Below are 17,969 nucleotides of genomic sequence, written 5' to 3'. Positions count from 1 at the left end.
TAAAACATTGGATAATTAGCTGATATAAAAGCGACATTTATGAAAATCCCTCGACTGCGAGGGATTTTTTATTACAAGATTGTATTAGGGCCGATCTCAACGACTTGTTAAAATAACGACGAAAAAAACAACAAGGATAAGACAATGCAACTGAATCACTACCTCAACTTTGATGGTCAAACTGAAGCCGCTTTTAATTTTTACAAGTCTGTCTTTGGTGGAGAGTTTGCAACGTTCATGCGTTATGGAGACTTACCTTCAGATGAAAGTTCATTCGCCCTTTCCGAAGCTGACCAACAAAAAATCATGCATGTTTCGCTTCCCATCAATGCCAGCACGATTCTGATGGCTTCGGATACCAATGATCAGTTTTGCGCTCAAAGCAATACCGTCTTTACTGTAGGCAACAACCACTATATTTCCATTAACTTAGATGCCCATGAACAAGCCGATGCAAAACGCTTATTTGATGCACTTTCAGTCAATGGAAAAATAGAAATGCCTCTAGAGAAAACGTTTTGGGGCGCACTCTATGGTGCATTTACCGATCAGTTTGGAATTAAATGGATGGTGAATTGCCAATTAGAAGAAGGATAAAAGCTTTTTTCTTTTTAAACATCAATATTTGAAAATTGCGCAATAATAGTGAGCCCCACGGTAATAAAACCTATACCGAGCCATCCAGCCAAATCGATGCTCTGTCCTAAAAATGCTTTAGCAAGAAGTGCTGTGGCAATGACACCAATGCCAGACCACAGCACATATAAAATTCCCGCTTGCATAAATTTTAAAGCATAGGCTGCACACGCAAAAGAAATCATATAAAGCACCAGTGCAATGCCTTGATCCAATTTATTGACCAAGCCATTACCTTTTGCGGAATAAAAAGTCGAAAGCACATCTGTAGCAATAGCAATAAGTAGCCAAATGACACCGGGATTAATTTTTGCAAAAAGTGCCATCATGTCCAATTTACCTGCTTCTTTTTCTTCAATTTATTCATCAAAAATGCTGCGTATAAATACAAAAAAGCTGAACCGAAGTCCAGCTTTTTATTCACTTGAAAATTTAAGCGCCCGTTTGATAACTGGCTTGTGCAACGGCTGTTGATGCTTGATACGGATTTCGAAAATCATTTAAACCCGCAGCAGCTTCAAGAATGTCTTTACCTTCTTTAATAACAAAGGTATCAAAGCCTGAACGTTTCATGTAGTTCAAGACATCTTTAAACACATCACCCGTTGCGCGTAGTTCGCCTTGGAAACCTTGACGGCGTAATAACGCTGCAAATGAATAGCCACGACCATCGTTAAAACCCGCAAAATCAATAAAGATGGCATCTAGCTGATCTAAAGGGAAATCATGCGTTTCAGGAGAGGCATCAACTGTAACAAGGAGTGCTTTTTTACCTGAAACTTCAGCCAATTGATCTAACTGCTCAACCGTTAAAACCACATCACCTTGCGGTAAAACACCATCTTCACCAATCACTTGATAAGTATTGTCTGCAATCGAGCCATCTTTAGAGAGGACTTGTAGTGCTAGATTAAGCATATGCACGCTCCTTAAAGGGTTGAATGCCCACACGGCGATAAGTATCGATGAATTCTTCACCCTCAGCACGAAGGTCAAGATAGGTATTTAAAATCTCTTCAACGATATCTGGCACAACTTCAGCTGCAAATGATGGGCCTAGAATGTCACCAATTGAAGCATCATGATCGGCATTACCACCCAAAGTGATTTGGTAGAACTCAGCGCCTTTTTTGTCCACACCTAAAATACCGATATTCCCCACATGGTGGTGACCACAGGCATTCATACAACCTGAAATATTCAGATCAAGTTTGCCAAGGTTATAAATGGTATCTAAGTCATCAAAACGACGTGAAATCGCTTCTGAAATAGGAATTGATTTCGCATTTGCCAGTGAACAGAAGTCACCGCCTGGGCAGCAAATAATGTCGGTTAAGAAACCAATGTGCGCACGAGCTAAATTGTTTTTCTCAAGAATAGTCCACAATTCAAATAAATCTTTCTGCGGAACATCCACCAAAGAAATATTTTGCTCATGCGTGGTCCGCAGTTCACCAAAGGTGTATTTGTCTGCAAGGTCTGCAATCAAATTCATCTCTTCCGTGGTCACGTCACCCGGTGCAATACCCGTACGTTTCAACGAAATCGTTACAATACGGTAGCCCTTCACTTTGTGAGCATTGGTGTTGATATTGAACCACTGTTTGAATTTTGGATGTGCAGCAAACTGTTCAGAAAAATCTTCGTCTGCATAATCTTGATAATCAAACGGTATAAATTCTTCGTCTAATTTCTGCAAAATTTCAGGCTGAATTTTTAAAGTTTTAATGGTATGCGCAAACTCAGCTTCGACTTTTTCAGCAAAGACTTGAGGCGTCAACGCTTTCACCAAAATCTTAATACGTGCTTTGTATTTATTATCACGGCGACCGTGCAAGTTATAAACACGCAGTACGGCTTCTAAATAGGCAATCAGGTCTTCACGTGGCAAGAAGTCACGAATGAAACTACCAATCACAGGGGTACGACCTAAGCCACCACCGACTTTAATTTTATAGCCGATCTCACCCGCTTCATTTTTAACGATATACACCCCAATATCATGGAATGAGGTCGCTGCACGATCAGTTTCTTCAAGTGCTGATACCGCAATCTTGAACTTACGTGGCAAGAAAGCAAATTCTGGGTGGAAGGTTGACCATTGACGGATCAATTCACACGTTGGACGTGGATCAGCCACTTCACCAGCAACCACACCTGCATATTGGTCTGTAGTCGTGTTACGAATACAGTTACCCGAAGTTTGGATTGCATGCATTTGTACAGAAGCTAGCTCTTGAAGCATGTCTGGAACATTTTCTAGCGCAGGCCAGTTAAACTGAATATTCTGACGGGTTGAAACGTGTGCATAACCACGGTCAAACTCAGTTGCAAGTTCTGCAACTTTGCGCAATTGCGTTGAGTTCATTAAGCCATAAGGCACAGCAATACGTAACATTGGCGCATAGCGTTGTACATAGAGACCGTTTTGAAGACGTAATGGGCGGTACTCATCTTCAGTGAGTTTTCCAGCTAAATAACGTTCCGTTTGGTCACGGAACTGTGCAACACGTTCATTGATCAGTTGCTGATCGAAATCAGTATATAAATACATGGCGTACAGCTAGTAGTTTCATTATAACGGCTGACAGCATAACGAGATTTAAACTATCAACAAAATGCGTTTTTTACATATTTCATAGCTGTTTTATTGATAAGGATAAGTAGATGTACTGTTTGTCCCTAATCCTAAAGGTTTTTTCTGATTAAAGTATTTTTTATTAGATACTTATACATTATTCAGCTAACTCCGTTCAGCCTATCACATACACACTAACCAATGCATTGCTACCGCATAAATTTTAAACCTGGCTTTCTGGGCAGATCTCAATTTTTCTATTGCTTCCTCGTTCTCACTTTACCCTTTTAAACCGATTGCACATAAAAATAGCCTGACGAATCAGGCTATTTGAAAGTTTAAATGACTACAAAAGATTATTTTGCATCGGGTAAGGCATATGCCACCAAAGCATCTCCCATCTTGGTCCCAAATGAACCATGACCACCCGCCATAATGACCACATACTGCTTACCATTGGCTTCATAGGTCATTGGTGTAGCTTGACCGCCCGCTGGTAGACGACCTTTCCAAAGTTCATCACCATTGGTCACATTGATGGCACGGATATAATTATCCTGCGTACCACCGACAAACATCACATTCCCCGCAGTTGAGATTGAACCACCAAGCATAGGCACCCCCATTTTAAATGGTGGTAATTGAATCCCCGGTAAGCTGTCACGGATTGTACCAATACGACGTTTCCATGCAACTTCGTGAGTATTTAAATCCACACCCGCCACAAAGCCCCAAGCAGGCTGTTTACATGGCAAACCAAATGGAGACAAGAACGCACTGATCTCTACACCGTAAGGCACACCATACATCGGTTGTACACCCGCTTCGGTGCCTGCACCTTTGGCTGTTTTCGGACGGTTTGGATCGGCTGGAATGAGTCGAGAAACAAACGGTAAACCGATTGGGTTCATCACCGCGATTTGACGATCAGGGTTAACGGACATACCGCCCCATTCAAATACACCCAAGTTGCCTGGGAAAACTAAAGTTCCATTTTCTGAAGGTGGGGTATAAATACCGTCATAGTTCAGTTTGTGGAAAGACACACGGCACATCAACTGGTCAAACATGGTTGCACCCCACATTTGCTTATCCGTCAGTTTCTCTTTTGGCGCAAGGTCAAAGTCAGAGAAAGGTTGTGTCGCAGAGTAACGCTCACCTTTGGTTTGCGGCCCACGTTTCACTGTTTGTGGTACAGGTTTTTCCGTAATTGGAACAATGGCTGCACCAGTACGACGGTCTAGAACAAAGGCATTGCCCGTTTTCGTTAATACGTAAATGGCAGGAACCATTTTGCCTGACTTATCTTTAATATCCGTCAATGTCGGCTGTGATGGTACATCCATATCCCACAAATCATGATGCGTGGTTTGGAAGTTCCACACCAACTTACCTGTTGAAGCATTCAGTGCCAGCATTGAGTTAGCATAACGCTCATGCAACTCAGTACGGTTACCGCCCCAAATATCTGGCGTACCCACACCCGTTGGAATGTAAACCATATCCAAGGCTGCATCATAGGCTAATGGTGCCCATGCATTCGGTGAGTTTTGAACATACTTTTGACCCGGAGCGGGAATCGCATTTGGATCTTCGGCACCTGTGTCAAAGACCCACAACAATGCGCCGGTATTCACATCATAACCACGAATCACACCTGAAGGTTCTTCAGTTGAATAGTTATCTGTGGTTGAACCCGCAATAATAATCGTCGTGCCTGTGACCACAGGTGGAGAAGTTGGGATATAACCACCCGGATAAGGGAATGGCATATCTTTTTGTAAGTCGACTTCACCATTTTTACCAAAGTCCGTACAACGCTCACCAGTATCAGCATTGATGGCAACCAAACGACCATCATTGACAGGTAAGATTACTTTACGTGGGCACAACTCAGACGATGACTTTTTATGTTGCAAGCTGGCTTCAAAACCAACTGTATTGTTCGCATCATAATAAGACACGCCACGACAGGTTAAATGCTGAAAAGTATTGTCCGATTTCAACTTCGGATCAAAAGTCCATTTCGCCTTACCTGTCGCTGGGTCGAGGGCAACCAGTTTTTGGTGCGTGGTACAGATATACATATTGTCCCCAACTTTAATTGGGGTGACCTGATTGGTGGTTTCACCAGAGTCATTTTCTGTTTTAAAGTCACCTGTGTTATAGGTCCAAGCCACTTTTAAATCTTTAACATTCTCAGAATTAATTTGCGTTAAAGGAGAATAGCGCAAACCAGACTGAGTACGACCATAAGCAGGCCAGTCGCCATCAGCAACACCCGGAATGGACTGTGCGGTTGCAGGTTGCTTGCTGCTCAGTTCACCTCGAATTTCTTGAGGATCATTAAACACAGCAAAAATCATCACGGCAATAGTCACCGCCAGTGAACCTGTTAAAACTAGTTTTGCACTTTTAGCATTGTCAAAACCGCGTGTGACCGCTGGAATGAGTAGCCATAAACCAAATAAACCAAGGATATCTAAGCGTGGCGCCAAGGCAAAGAAGTCTGAACCCACTTCCCATAAGCCCCAAATCACTGTACCCAAGACCAACAACGCATAAACGATTAATGCCGTACTTTTTAATTTTTGCAGTAGAACTGCAGTCGCGATGAAGAGTAAACCTGCAATGATGTAGTACCAAGACCCACCAAGCACTGCAAGATAAATCCCTCCTATCAGCAGGACTAAACCAAAGATCACAGCAATCACAGCTGTAAAAGTTTTAAGTCCTGAACCTGAAGACGGAGTACTCATATTGACCACCTTTTCCTTAGATTCTGTTAAAAGCTCGTATCGTTTTAATATCGATATGAACACCTAGACAGTTTTTAGATTTTAAGTATCTGTCCAAACGACTTATTTCGAACAGTTTTATGCTTTGAACAACCGTTAAAAGTTTTTATCAACCTTGCTGGACAAATACTTATCGATCTAGAAACTAAAATGCGGTCTGGAATTTAATTCCGCCGACCCATGCATTTTCACCATTTTTATATGCGCCTACATGGCGGATATATTGGATATTGGGACGAATGGTTAACCAGTTGGCTGCATGAATACCGTAGTAAATCTCGGCATCATACTCTTCACTTTGTAAACGGGCTTTGACGCTGTTATTGACAATATTCGCGTCATTGACATCATCATTGATATTAATACGGGCTAGGCCAATCGCGATTTCATCTTGAGGGCGGGTATCAAAAGCGCCTTTATAGACCAAACCAATGTTCTGCATGTCACGAACCTTATTGGTATCTGAATCATGTAGCGTGAGATTCACAAAACCTGTTAAACCGCGCGCGGCATTACCATGATGTGCTGTGAATTTTTGCTTGGCAACAACCCAGCCGCCTTGTTTATGTGAGGTTTGCTGTGGGTTTTGAATGTCTGTGGCATCTGCCGAACTGTAGTAATAACCCGCACGATATTCACCAGGTAACTTATTTACACCTACAGCAGGTTGCCACACCACTTCAGCAGGAATAATGGCTCCCTGCGAACCGTCAGTACTTAAGTTCCAGCCTTTGCCACGTTCTAAGTTTTCAGGGTTATATTCATACACCCCGACTTGTGCATACAGGTCTGGCCGAAGGTTATATTTGACTCGTGCAGCCCATTGGCTGACAGGCCAGTTGTACCACTGGTCACCGACCCAGTTACCAACTTGAGAGCCACAGAGCGCAAGGTTTTGGAAATCACAGTCGAAACTGTTGAAATCTTCCCCTTCACCAAAACGACCGACTTTGATGTCTAACTTTTGATCCATGAACTTTTTCTTAATCCACAAATCCGTTAAACGCCACGTCTGTCCACGTCCCCACACTTCTTGAGTGGAACTTAAATGTCCATCTAAAGCATCGGATGTTTGAGAAAGTGAACGCCCATTGCGTTCGGTAATGGTGATTTGAGCCTCAGTATCCTGCCAACCCAAAATCTTGTCTAAATCGAAGTGTGTACCAAATGCAAACTGGTCTGCATATTCGGTACCATGACTTGAAGAATGCGAGGCATCGAGCAACGTTGCCATTTCACCCGTATAACCAAAGCTAAAGTCGTAGCCTTTTTGCTGCAATGCGCTGCGCTGACCATTCCAGTCACCCAGCATCCAAGGGCTTTCTGCCTCAAAGGCATTTGCAGCATACACACTTTGAAAGCAGCAACTGAGCGCTAAGAGACTGAGGTTAAAACACCAACTTCTTTTACATTTATTCATAATTGGTGACCTTTCTTACAAAATTACAACTAATCGATATGATACGCTTTATTTGTATAAAAACCCATTTTATGACGTTTTTTTGTTTTAAATATATTCAAATTATCGCTATATGATATTTATAAAGAATCAAAACCGAGCGGTTTGCCTATAAATTCATATCTTATTTTTGAACGTGAAAACTTAATTGGACAAGCTAATTGTTGTTCGCTTTTTGTACTCCCCTCTTGTAAAGGTACAGAAACCACCCATGCACGATCTTTGGCTAACTGCGAATCGAGTGCTTCATCCAACTTTAATACGGGCTCAACGCAGACATCTTGCTGCTGAAAAATTGCATTCCACGTGGCAAAATCTTGGGTTTTAATTTTGTCTTTTATTGCTTGTTTCACCACCTGACGGTCATCAGTTGCCAATGAGGCTCCTTTTTCAGCCACAATCGGCAATTCTAAAATTTGTGCCAACCCATATAAAAACTGTGGCTCTAAACTCCCAATCGATAAATAACGTCCATCTTGCGTTTCATAATAGTCATAAAAAGTCGCACCATTGAGATAGCTTTGCTCGGGCCCTTGTTTTTCCTGCCCTGCTAAGCTCGCAGCTGCGGCCATGCTGCTGAGCCCTACTACACAGTCGGTCATGGAAATATCAATATACTGCCCCAAACCACTCCGCTGTCTTTCAATTACTGCGGCTAAAATTCCAATCACACTATGCAAAGAGCCACCTGCAATATCCGCAATTTGAATCCCCATTGGTGGTGGTCCACTGTGCTGTCGGCCACTATGTCCCGCGATCCCTGACAAAGCCACATAGTTGATATCGTGTCCTGCTTTATTTTGATACCCTCCTGTTTGCCCATAACCCGTAATGGAACAATAGATCAAGCGCGGATTAATTTCAGATAAGGTCTGATAATCGAGCCCTAATCTTTGCATCACACCTGGACGGAATTGTTCAATCACAATGTCATAGTCTGAAATTTTCGATTTGATCAGTTCAATATTGGCAGGATCTTTCAAATCCAGAGCGACAGCATGCTTATTTCGGTTGAGATAACTATGTGCAGTGGCCTGTCCATTGGCATAAGGTGGCATTAAACGGATCAGATCGGGGCGGGTTGGAGACTCGATGTGGATCACTTCTGCACCTAAGTCTGCTAAGTACATTGTTGCAAAAGGTCCGGGTAAAAGTGTAGAAAAATCGAGAACTTTCAATCCTTTCAATGCCATATCCATGTTTATTTTCTCTTTTTATGTTGATTTTTTAGCTATTTTAGAAATATAAAAGCAACAAAACAATGTCATGTTCAGCCATTTACCTTGATCATTTCGGCAATTTAACATGTAAAAAGGCAAAAAACTTTAGTGTAAATTGCCTAAAATACTTTTTTTAGCGTCATTTAGGTCAAACGCAAGTGAATATAAAAGAGACTGAAGGATTAAATATGAGCCGCGATACCATTAGTATCCATTTCGTCAATGCGGCTTTAACTGGCGTAAAACGTCTCGGCATGGATGTCGAAACATTACTTTCTCACGTAGGGATTGAGGCAGAACTGCTGCGTCAACCTAAAGCCCGTATTTCTCCAGAACAATATACTCGCTTCGTTAAAATGTTATGGATGGTGACCCAAGACGAACATGTTGGCTTCGATAAGCAACCACGTCGTTTAGGTACGTTTGCCATCATGTGTCAGCTGATTATTCATGCCAAAACCTTAGGTGATGCTTTAGAACTGTCTTCACAGTTTTATAAACTGTTTGGCGATGAGTGGTCGGTGACATTAGAGCGCGACAAGCATGAAGCTCGTCTTGTTCCTCAGATTCCGAAATCGATGGACCCAGATCACTTCATTACCGAAAGTATGCTGATGATTTGGCATGGTCTCGCATCTTGGTTGATTGAACGTCGTTTACCGCTAGAACGTGTGCACTTTGGGTATGAACGTCCAACCCATGCAGATGAGTACGATGCTCTGTTCTTCGCACCTGTGATGCAGTTCGACATGCCGCGTACCGAAATCACTTTTGCGGCAGATTATTTGGACTTACCAATTCGTCAAAATGAAGAAACGTTAGAAGAGTTTTTAAAAGCCGCGCCTGCACAGTTGTTGGTGAAATTTAAAAACACCAACTCACTCACTTCACGTATTCGTGATGTATTGAAGAGTCAAATTGGTGAGGAAATGCCAACCCTGAATGATGTGGCTTCTATGCTGTATTTATCTCCACAAACGCTGCGTCGCCGCTTAGCTGCTGAAGGTAAAAGTTACCAAGGTGTGAAAGATGCATTACGTCGTGATGCCGCAATCCACCTACTGTTAAATCCGGGTTTAACTTTAGAAGATGTAGCACAGCAAGTAGGCTTTAGTGAAACCAGTACCTTCCACCGTGCTTTTAAAAAATGGACTGGGGTTACACCCGGTTTATATCGCCAACTACACGGCTATCACTAATTTTTTAGTTTGACGACGGTTCGGCACATTGCTAAACCCAAGATTTCGATCTTGGGTTTTTTTATGCCCAAATCTTCAGTCTATTGGCAAAAAGACTCATCTGACCTGACCCGTTCTAGTCATTGCATCACGGCCATTAATTTGTACACTCAAATGCATAACAACTTAAAAGTCATAAAAAGGAACAGCTATGCGCGAGGCTTATATCATTGACGCCATTCGCACACCACGCGGAAAAGGAAAGAAAGATGGTTCACTGCATGAAGTGAAACCGATTACGCTATTGACCACATTGTTGAATGAATTGAAAGATCGTCATCATTTAGATACTTCTAAAGTAGATGATATTGTATTGGGTTGTGTCACGCCTATTGCAGACCAAGGTGGTGATATTGCTAAAACTGCGGCAATCGCAGCGGGTTGGGATAATGATGTTGCAGGTGTGCAAATTAACCGTTTTTGTGCATCAGGTTTAGAAGCCGTAAACATGGCTGCGCAAAAAGTACGTTCAGGTTGGGAAGACATTGTTGTTGCAGGTGGTGTTGAGTCAATGTCACGTATTGCAATGGGTTCAGATGGTGGCCCGTGGGCATTAGACCCTGAAACCAATTTAAAATCACACTTCGTTCCGCAAGGGATTGGTGCAGATTTAATTGCAACATTGGATGGTTATACACGTTCAGATGTCGACGCATTTGCTGCAAATTCGCAACGTAAAGCGGCAGCAGCACAAGCTGCGGGTTATTTCAATCAATCAGTGGTTGCGATCAAAGACAAAGCAGGCGTGACCATTTTAGATCAAGATGAATTTATTAAACCGTCAACAACAGCAGATGGTTTAGCAAAACTCAATCCAAGTTTTGAAATGATGGGTGCAATGGGTTTTGATGCGATTGCATTACAACAATATCCAGAAGCACAAAAAATTAACCATGTGCATCACGCAGGAAACTCATCGGGTATTGTCGATGGTGCGGCACTTGTATTACTTGCTTCCGAGAAAGCGGTCAAAGAACAAGGTTTAAAACCGCGTGCCAAAGTATTGGCGACTGCATTGGTGGGTTCGGATCCAACCATTATGCTGACAGGGCCTGCACCTGCTGCTCGTAAAGCATTGGCAAAAGCTGGTTTAACGATTGACGATATTGATCTATTTGAAGTCAATGAAGCCTTTGCATCTGTGGTGATGCGTTTTATGACAGAATTAAAAGTGCCTGCTGAAAAAATCAATGTGAATGGTGGTGCAATTGCGATGGGACATCCATTGGGGGCGACGGGCGCAATGATTCTCGGAACATTACTGGATGAATTAGAGCGTCAGGGCAAAAAGCGTGGCTTGGCAACATTATGTGTGGGTGGTGGCATGGGTATTGCGACCATTATTGAGTTGGTATAAGGAGAATAATAATGAGCGCAATTCAATATTTAAAAAATGACGATGGCATTATTATTCTAACTTTGGATTCTCCAAACCAATCTGTAAATACCATGAATGGTGATTTCCGTGTGGCTTTGGAAAATATTGTTTCTAAACTGAAATCTGAAACTTCTATTACGGGAATTATTTTCCGTTCAGCGAAAAAAACTTTTTTTGCAGGCGGTGATTTGGATGAGCTAATCCAAGCACGTTTGGAAGATGCCACACCTTTTTTTGAAATGATTCAGAAAATGAAAGCAGAGTTTCGTTATATCGAAACTTTAGGTGTTCCTGTGGTTGCAGCATTGAATGGTACGGCTTTAGGTGGCGGTTGGGAAATCGCTTTAGGCTGTCATGCACGTATTGCATTGAATGATCCTAAAACTAAATTTGGACTTCCAGAAGTAACTTTAGGTCTGCTGCCGGGTGGTGGTGGTATCGTGCGTATGGTACGCCTTTTAGGTCTACAAAATGCTTTTCCATTCTTAATGGAAGGTAAGCAGTTTGGTATAGATAAAGCAAAATCTCTTGGTTTAATCCAAGACACGGCGGAAACATCTGAAGAGTTGATGGATAAAGCCATCGCTTGGGTAAAAGAACATCCAAAGTCGCAACAACCGTTTGATGTAAAAGGTTATAAAATTCCGGGTGGTGATCCTAAAACACCTGTAGTTGCGCAAATGCTGGCGATTGCTCCTGCAATGCTCCGTGATAAAACCAAAGGTTGTTATCCTGCACCTGAAGCGATCATGGCAGCTGCGGTTGAAGGTACGCAAGTCGATGTGGATACGGCGCTGACTATTGAATCACGTTACTTTACTTATCTTGCCACAGGTCAAGTTTCAAAAAACATGATCGGTACTTTTTGGCATGGAATGAATGCAATTAAGGCAGGTGCGAGTCGTCCTAAAGACGTTGCAAAATGGCAAGCAAGCAAAGTCGGTGTACTTGGTGCAGGTATGATGGGGGCAGGTATTGCTTACTCTACAGCAATCAAAGGGGTTCCCGTTGTACTGAAAGATGTTTCTGTAGAAAATGCAGAAAAAGGTAAAGCCTATAGCCAAAAATTACTGGATAAAAAGGTCTCCCAAGGTCGTATGACCGCTGAAAAACGTGATCAGGTTTTAAGTTTAATTACTGCTACAGCATCTGTGGAAGATTTAAAAGGCTGTGATTTAATTATCGAAGCGGTATTTGAAAATCAAGAACTCAAAGCGAAAGTCACTCAAGAAGCCGAAGCATTCCTTGCAGAGGGCGGTGTGATGGCTTCAAATACTTCGACATTACCAATTACTGGTTTGGCAAATGCATCGAAAGATCAAGCAAACTTTATTGGTCTGCATTTCTTTAGTCCAGTCGATAAAATGCAATTGGTTGAAATCATTAAAGGTAAAAATACCTCTGCTGAAACTTTGGCAAAAGCATATGACTATGTACAGCAAATTGGCAAAATTCCGATTGTTGTGAATGACAGCCGTGGCTTCTTCACAAGTCGCGTATTTGGTACTTTTGTTCAGGAAGGTTTGCGTTTATTACATGAAGGTGTACACCCAGCTCGTATTGAAATGGCAGCACTTAAAGCAGGTATGCCCGTTGGCCCATTAGCCATTCAAGATGAAGTTGCATTAACACTTTCTGAACATGTTGCCAATGAAACCCGTAAGGCGCTTCAAGCTGAAGGTAAAGATTTACCGCGTTCAGGTGCAGATGATGTGATTCAAACCATGATTCATACTTTTGACCGTAAAGGTAAAGCTGCTGGTGCAGGTTTCTATGATTATCCAGAAGGTGGTAAAAAGCATCTTTGGGAAGGTTTGAAGCATTGGAAGCAAGATGTAGATATTTCTGAACAAGAAATGATAGACCGCTTCCTGTTTGTACAATCGCTAGATACCTTACGTTGTTATGAAGAAAATGTCCTTGAGTCTGTCATTGACGCCAATATCGGTTCGATCTTTGGGATTGGTTTTGCACCGTGGACAGGTGGTGCAATTCAGTTTTTAAATCAATATGGTTTAGACCAAGCTGTACAACGTGCCAGTGAACTTGAAGCGAAGTATGGTGAGCGTTTCAAAGCACCGCAACGTCTGGTTGAATCGGTGCCATCGGGTCAGATTCGCTAAAACTTCCACCTTAAAAAAGGGATCAGCAGATCCCTTTTTTGCACTCTCAGCACACAACAAAATTAACCTGCTGATTCAGCATCTAATTTTGACTTATTTTAGTGCATTCTTTTCAAGCCCGACACCGTTTTTTGTGTTATAAAGTTACATAGTTTTAGATTTATTTTTATTCAATTGGGCTGTTGCACATGACTGACAATACTTCTCCTGAAAAATCACCATGGGGTTGGAAAGCACTGATTATTGCTTTCATTTTAAGTGGAATTTTCTTAGGTATCTTCTACCTTGCGATCACCAATGAGCCTGACTATATGCCAAGTCAGCAAACGCAGCAAAACTCTCAGCAACATGCTTTTAAAAACGCGCCTGCAATGTCTGAAGAAGCGATGGCCAAAGCACAAGCGGATAAAGATGCGCGCGAAGCAAGAGCTCAAGCAGCTTCTGAAGATACCACAGAACATGCAACCGCTGATGAGTACGACATGAGTGCCGATGAACATGCGAAAATGTCATCTGAACATGGTCACTAATATGCTGTGACTAATAAAAAAGCCCTGAAAGATCAGGGCTTTTTTATGGATGATAAACGCATATGGATATGCGGAATGCCACAATCTAAATACTCCTCACCCTCTTGCATAAAGCCCAAAGCCTGATAGAACGCTTGCGCATGCACTTGAGAGGACAAGACTAAAAATGGACGCTGTTGCTGTTGGGCATATGCAATCACCGCCTGCATCAGGACTTTGCCCACGCCCAAACCACGATTTGACTTCAAAACTGCAACACGACCAATACTATGATTTTGCAAAAGTCGTGCGGTGGCGATGACTTGATCTTGCTCATAGACCACAAAATGAACTGCGATTTCATCTTGCTCATCCCATTCATATTCAGCAGCAATGTTTTGCTCTTGAATAAAGACCTGCTCACGAATCATTTTCGCAGCCCGTTGCGACTCTTCCCATGTTCCGTGCGTAATTCTCAAGCTTGGCATTTTCATTTCCCTATAAATCATCTCTATATTGGTCATTGCACTAAAAAGTGATGTTCAGATCAGCATTTGCAGCCTACATCTTGCTGATCCCATTGATTATTCAACAGCAATTCCAGTGAATGCTTTTGAATACCATACATCTCTTTCAAGGCTTGAATTTGTGCCAAGACAGCAACATCGGGCGCTTGATAATCCTTACGCTTGGTTGCCAAAATCATTTTATTTTTGCTGGTATGCTCAAGTGCTACAAACTCAAACACTTTGGTTTCATAGCCATAGGCTTTGAGTAACAAGGCACGAATAGTATCGGTCAGCATTTCAGCTTGCTGTCCTGCATGAATGCCAAACTGCAACATGGGTTGCAACACGAGCGGAGCTTTCAGTTGCGGGCGTAATTCTTTATGACAACACGGCGCGCACATGATCATTTCGGCATTTAAACGAATGCCGGTATGAATCGCAAAGTCCGTCGCGACATCACATGCATGCAGCGCAATCATCACATCGAGGCGTTCAGGTTGGTACGTCCGAACATCACCCTGAAAAAAATCAAGTTGCTGAAAATCTGACTTGTCCGCAACCTCCTGACAGAATTCCACCATTTTGCTGTTTAGCTCAACCCCAGTCACAAAAGGGTTCAAATCTTGCTTCAGCAAATAATCATATAAAGCAAAAGTTAAATAGCCTTTTCCTGAGCCAAAATCGACCACGCGCAGTTGTTCAGGCAGCTGAATATGACTTAGTGCCCCTGAGAAAATTTCGACAAACTTATTAATCTGCTTCCACTTACGCGCCATACTGGGAATGATGTGCGCTTTTGCATCGGTAATACCAAGCGGCTGTAAGAAATAACTGTCTTGATCGACAAAACGCTGTTTGACACGGTCATGACCTTTCTGCTCAACAGCTTTGGTTACCGTTTTATTTTTACTTTGCGTCAGTATGGCTTTCTTCTTGTTCTTCTTCAGTTGCCACTCTTGTTCAGTTGTCAGCAGATTGGCTTGTTTACACTGCGCCAAAAGTGCAGTTACCGTATCAAGTGCTGTGTCTAATGAATAATTTTTGGTGACATCTTGGGTTTTATGGCGATATAAACAGCTCAATACAGGCTGTCCTTGCAACATGACGACTCGAAAAGTCATCTTCTCGAGTTGCTCCAGTTCACCCTGATATTGACTCAGAATCATCCGATCAAAACTTTGAGATTCAAGCGCTTGCTGGAAGGCTTGAAGGAATTGCTGCTCTTGTGCAGAGGACGATACCGAAACGGTCATAATAGAAACCAAAAAAAGAATTGCGATTAAATTTTAAAGCGTCTTACGCTAAATGCAAACTTGAATTACGATACAGTTGTATATTTTATAAAAATGCACATGACTTATGAGCGCTCACCCTGTTGTAAACTACGATCCAGTTGAAGAAAGAATCAATTTTATTAGCCATGCTATTGGAGCAGGTCTTGCACTCATAGCCGGTATTTTATTGATTATCAAAGGGTCTTACTTAGAAACAGCACAATGGATCGGGCTGTGGGTCTATGCTTTGAGCCTATTTTTATTGTTCGCCGCATCAAGCTTGTATCATTTTGCGGAATCACCAGAGCTTCGCGGCTGGTATAAAAAATTAGATCACACTGCCATTTATTATCTGATTGCAGGCACCTACACTCCATTTTTGTCTATCGCACTGCCCACGCAAAAAGCCCATTACCTACTCATTGCACTTTGGGTGATTGCACTCATTGGTACACTATTCAAGTTAGTTTTCATTCATCGCTTTGAAAAAATCTCACTGATTGCTTATCTGCTCATGGGTTGGCTGGCTGTGCTGGTAATGGATGATATGCAACGCTTTTTATCTAAACCAGCTTTGACTTTTTTAATCATTGGTGGACTTTCCTATACCATCGGTGCATTGTTTTATGCGCTAAAAAAGGTAAGATATACGCACGCTATCTGGCATATTTTTGTATTGATTGGTGCAGGATCACATTTCCTGTCCATCTATCTTTACGTGATATAACCCGCGCACACTACATTTTTTAGCAACCCTAATTCCGTAGTCTGCCCGAGGAACATTCGTATTTTTTTAAAAAATTACGCCTTTTTTAAAAAGATGACGCTTTTAAAACTCAGTTCGACTATTTTTTAAGTGTAAGGTCTACCATGGCGTCATTAAATACTGCTGTTGCTGAACAGCAGCCTGTAAACTCAAAATTCCGCGTACTTACAGCCAGTCTGGTAGGTACAACTATCGAATTCTTCGATTTTTATATTTATGCCACTGCGGCTGTCATTATTTTTCCGTACCTGTTCTTTCCAGCAAGTACCGATCCAATGACTGCAACCATTCAGTCTTTGGCAACTTTCGCCATTGCCTTTATTGCACGCCCGATTGGCGCTGCACTCTTTGGACATTTAGGTGATCGTATCGGCCGAAAGGCGACCTTGGTTGCAGCTTTGCTGACCATGGGACTTTCAACCGTGTGTATCGGCTTATTACCCACCTATGCACAAATTGGAATTGCCGCACCATTACTGCTTGCGCTGTGTCGTTTAGGTCAAGGACTCGGCTTAGGTGGTGAATGGTCGGGTGCGGTATTGCTTGCCACAGAAAATGCACCTGAAGGTAAACGTGCTTGGTATGGCATGTTCCCCCAACTGGGCGCACCGATTGGCTTTATTTTAGCAACGGGTTCATTCTTGACGCTGGGTCATTTTATGACTGAAGAAGCGTTTATGACATGGGGCTGGCGTATTCCCTTTATCTCGAGTGCATTACTGGTGATTGTAGGCCTATGGATTCGTTTACAACTACATGAAACTCCTGCATTCCAGAAAGTTTTAGACAAGCAAAAAGAAGTTAACATTCCGTTTAAAGAAGTGATCACCAAACACTGGGGCATGTTGATTTTAGGTACCATTGCAGCCATTTGTACCTTTGTGGTGTTCTACCTCACGACGGTATTTGCTTTGCAATGGGGTACCAAACAGCTGGGTTACACCCGCGAACAGTTCTTACAACTTCAACTGGTCGCAACCCTGTGCTTTGCTGCATTCATCCCCTTGTCAGCAGTTTTAGCGGAAAAATTTGGTCGTAAAACCACATCTATTGCTGTCTGTGTTGCTGCGGCGTTATTTGGTTTAGTGTTCTCAAGCATGTTGGAATCAGGCAGTACCCTTGTTGTGTTCTTGTTCCTGTGTATTGGTTTATCCATCATGGGTTTAACCTATGGACCAATTGGTACTGTGCTCTCTGAAATTTTTCCAATATCCGTTCGTTATACAGGTTCAGCACTAACCTTTAACCTTGCGGGGATCTTTGGGGCATCATTTGCACCTCTCATTGCCACCAAGCTTGCAACCACCTACGGTTTACACGCAGTAGGTTACTACCTCACGGCGGCATCACTACTGTCTTTATGTGCGTTCTTAATGATCCGTGAAACCAAAAATGATGATGTAAATAATCAAATTTGACCCTGAATTTGATGTCTAAAAACCAGCACAGTGATGCTGGTTTTTTTATACCAATGCTTTAAC

The 17,969-nt window shown here is 42.3% G+C and carries 15 protein-coding genes; 7 read left to right on the top strand and 8 right to left on the bottom strand.

Annotated features, from left to right (window positions below; all coding sequences use genetic code 11):
- Positions 1-144 precede the first annotated feature (144 nt).
- Complete coding sequence (locus AC5EUN_RS02485) at positions 145-597, top strand: VOC family protein (RefSeq protein WP_010327441.1); 453 nt, start codon at positions 145-147, stop codon at positions 595-597.
- A 14-nt stretch (positions 598-611) separates the two neighbouring features.
- Here AC5EUN_RS02485 and AC5EUN_RS02480 read toward each other — a convergent pair whose 3' ends face one another.
- The 6 genes from AC5EUN_RS02480 to AC5EUN_RS02455 all read right to left on the bottom strand — a co-directional run bounded on the left by AC5EUN_RS02480 (position 612) and on the right by AC5EUN_RS02455 (position 8,670).
- Positions 612-965 (bottom strand): DMT family transporter, encoded by a 354-nt coding sequence (locus AC5EUN_RS02480; protein ID WP_010327442.1) that lies wholly within the window; start codon positions 963-965, stop codon positions 612-614.
- A 103-nt stretch (positions 966-1,068) separates the two neighbouring features.
- Positions 1,069-1,554 carry a DUF934 domain-containing protein gene (locus AC5EUN_RS02475; RefSeq protein ID WP_010327443.1) on the bottom strand — a complete coding sequence of 162 codons (486 nt, stop codon included), beginning with the start codon at positions 1,552-1,554 and terminating at the stop codon, positions 1,069-1,071.
- Positions 1,547-3,190: a nitrite/sulfite reductase gene (locus AC5EUN_RS02470; RefSeq protein WP_004695142.1), complete on the bottom strand. Its 1,644-nt coding sequence runs from the start codon at positions 3,188-3,190 to the stop codon at positions 1,547-1,549. The genes AC5EUN_RS02475 and AC5EUN_RS02470 overlap by 8 nt, the downstream gene beginning before the upstream one ends.
- Positions 3,191-3,570: 380 nt before the next feature.
- A complete protein-coding gene (locus tag AC5EUN_RS02465) occupies positions 3,571-5,973 on the bottom strand; it encodes a glucose/quinate/shikimate family membrane-bound PQQ-dependent dehydrogenase (RefSeq protein WP_010327444.1) in 2,403 nt (800 codons plus the stop codon).
- Positions 5,974-6,157: 184 nt separating this feature from the next.
- Positions 6,158-7,432: a carbohydrate porin gene (locus AC5EUN_RS02460; protein ID WP_493352158.1), complete on the bottom strand. Its 1,275-nt coding sequence runs from the start codon at positions 7,430-7,432 to the stop codon at positions 6,158-6,160.
- Between the two features lie 119 nt (positions 7,433-7,551).
- On the bottom strand, positions 7,552-8,670 hold the full coding sequence (locus AC5EUN_RS02455) for a CaiB/BaiF CoA transferase family protein (RefSeq protein ID WP_010327446.1): 1,119 nt from the start codon (positions 8,668-8,670) through the stop codon (positions 7,552-7,554).
- A gap of 209 nt (positions 8,671-8,879) precedes the next feature.
- Here AC5EUN_RS02455 and AC5EUN_RS02450 point away from each other — a divergent pair, with 209 nt between their 5' ends.
- From AC5EUN_RS02450 to AC5EUN_RS02435, 4 genes are all read left to right on the top strand, one after another.
- Positions 8,880-9,890, top strand: coding sequence for an AraC family transcriptional regulator (locus AC5EUN_RS02450; protein ID WP_004695134.1), 1,011 nt, complete (start codon positions 8,880-8,882; stop codon positions 9,888-9,890).
- Between the two features lie 190 nt (positions 9,891-10,080).
- Positions 10,081-11,286, top strand: coding sequence for an acetyl-CoA C-acetyltransferase (locus tag AC5EUN_RS02445; RefSeq protein ID WP_010327447.1), 1,206 nt, complete (start codon positions 10,081-10,083; stop codon positions 11,284-11,286).
- A gap of 11 nt (positions 11,287-11,297) precedes the next feature.
- Positions 11,298-13,430 carry a 3-hydroxyacyl-CoA dehydrogenase NAD-binding domain-containing protein gene (locus AC5EUN_RS02440; protein WP_010327448.1) on the top strand — a complete coding sequence of 711 codons (2,133 nt, stop codon included), beginning with the start codon at positions 11,298-11,300 and terminating at the stop codon, positions 13,428-13,430.
- Positions 13,431-13,618: 188 nt separating this feature from the next.
- Complete coding sequence (locus tag AC5EUN_RS02435) at positions 13,619-13,960, top strand: hypothetical protein (RefSeq protein WP_010327449.1); 342 nt, start codon at positions 13,619-13,621, stop codon at positions 13,958-13,960.
- A 32-nt stretch (positions 13,961-13,992) separates the two neighbouring features.
- Here AC5EUN_RS02435 and AC5EUN_RS02430 read toward each other — a convergent pair whose 3' ends face one another.
- On the bottom strand, positions 13,993-14,427 hold the full coding sequence (locus AC5EUN_RS02430; RefSeq protein ID WP_010327450.1) for a GNAT family N-acetyltransferase: 435 nt from the start codon (positions 14,425-14,427) through the stop codon (positions 13,993-13,995).
- Positions 14,428-14,486: 59 nt separating this feature from the next.
- Positions 14,487-15,701, bottom strand: a complete 1,215-nt coding sequence (locus AC5EUN_RS02425; protein ID WP_010327451.1) for a class I SAM-dependent methyltransferase — start codon at positions 15,699-15,701, stop codon at positions 14,487-14,489.
- A 106-nt stretch (positions 15,702-15,807) separates the two neighbouring features.
- Here AC5EUN_RS02425 and trhA point away from each other — a divergent pair, with 106 nt between their 5' ends.
- Entirely contained in the window at positions 15,808-16,449 is a 642-nt protein-coding gene (gene trhA / locus AC5EUN_RS02420; protein WP_010327452.1) for a PAQR family membrane homeostasis protein TrhA, read from the top strand.
- 143 nt (positions 16,450-16,592) lie between these two features.
- On the top strand, positions 16,593-17,906 hold the full coding sequence (locus tag AC5EUN_RS02415; RefSeq protein ID WP_010327453.1) for an MFS transporter: 1,314 nt from the start codon (positions 16,593-16,595) through the stop codon (positions 17,904-17,906).
- Positions 17,907-17,969 lie beyond the last annotated feature (63 nt).

Source organism: Acinetobacter sp. CAU_H_S170_2, assembly GCF_058890445.1.
This window is presented reverse-complemented; position numbering and strand designations above follow the sequence as displayed.

Coding starts and splice junctions, on each gene's coding strand:
- AC5EUN_RS02450 (WP_004695134.1), top strand. CDS start 8,880: ATGAGCCGCGATACCATTAGTATCCATTTCGTCAATGCGGCTTTAACT.
- AC5EUN_RS02445 (WP_010327447.1), top strand. CDS start 10,081: ATGCGCGAGGCTTATATCATTGACGCCATTCGCACACCACGCGGAAAA.
- AC5EUN_RS02470 (WP_004695142.1), bottom strand. CDS start 3,190: ATGTATTTATATACTGATTTCGATCAGCAACTGATCAATGAACGTGTT.
- trhA (WP_010327452.1), top strand. CDS start 15,808: ATGAGCGCTCACCCTGTTGTAAACTACGATCCAGTTGAAGAAAGAATC.
- AC5EUN_RS02425 (WP_010327451.1), bottom strand. CDS start 15,701: ATGACCGTTTCGGTATCGTCCTCTGCACAAGAGCAGCAATTCCTTCAA.
- AC5EUN_RS02430 (WP_010327450.1), bottom strand. CDS start 14,427: ATGCCAAGCTTGAGAATTACGCACGGAACATGGGAAGAGTCGCAACGG.
- AC5EUN_RS02440 (WP_010327448.1), top strand. CDS start 11,298: ATGAGCGCAATTCAATATTTAAAAAATGACGATGGCATTATTATTCTA.
- AC5EUN_RS02455 (WP_010327446.1), bottom strand. CDS start 8,670: ATGGATATGGCATTGAAAGGATTGAAAGTTCTCGATTTTTCTACACTT.
- AC5EUN_RS02475 (WP_010327443.1), bottom strand. CDS start 1,554: ATGCTTAATCTAGCACTACAAGTCCTCTCTAAAGATGGCTCGATTGCA.
- AC5EUN_RS02415 (WP_010327453.1), top strand. CDS start 16,593: ATGGCGTCATTAAATACTGCTGTTGCTGAACAGCAGCCTGTAAACTCA.
- AC5EUN_RS02465 (WP_010327444.1), bottom strand. CDS start 5,973: ATGAGTACTCCGTCTTCAGGTTCAGGACTTAAAACTTTTACAGCTGTG.
- AC5EUN_RS02485 (WP_010327441.1), top strand. CDS start 145: ATGCAACTGAATCACTACCTCAACTTTGATGGTCAAACTGAAGCCGCT.
- AC5EUN_RS02480 (WP_010327442.1), bottom strand. CDS start 965: ATGATGGCACTTTTTGCAAAAATTAATCCCGGTGTCATTTGGCTACTT.
- AC5EUN_RS02460 (WP_493352158.1), bottom strand. CDS start 7,432: ATGAATAAATGTAAAAGAAGTTGGTGTTTTAACCTCAGTCTCTTAGCG.
- AC5EUN_RS02435 (WP_010327449.1), top strand. CDS start 13,619: ATGACTGACAATACTTCTCCTGAAAAATCACCATGGGGTTGGAAAGCA.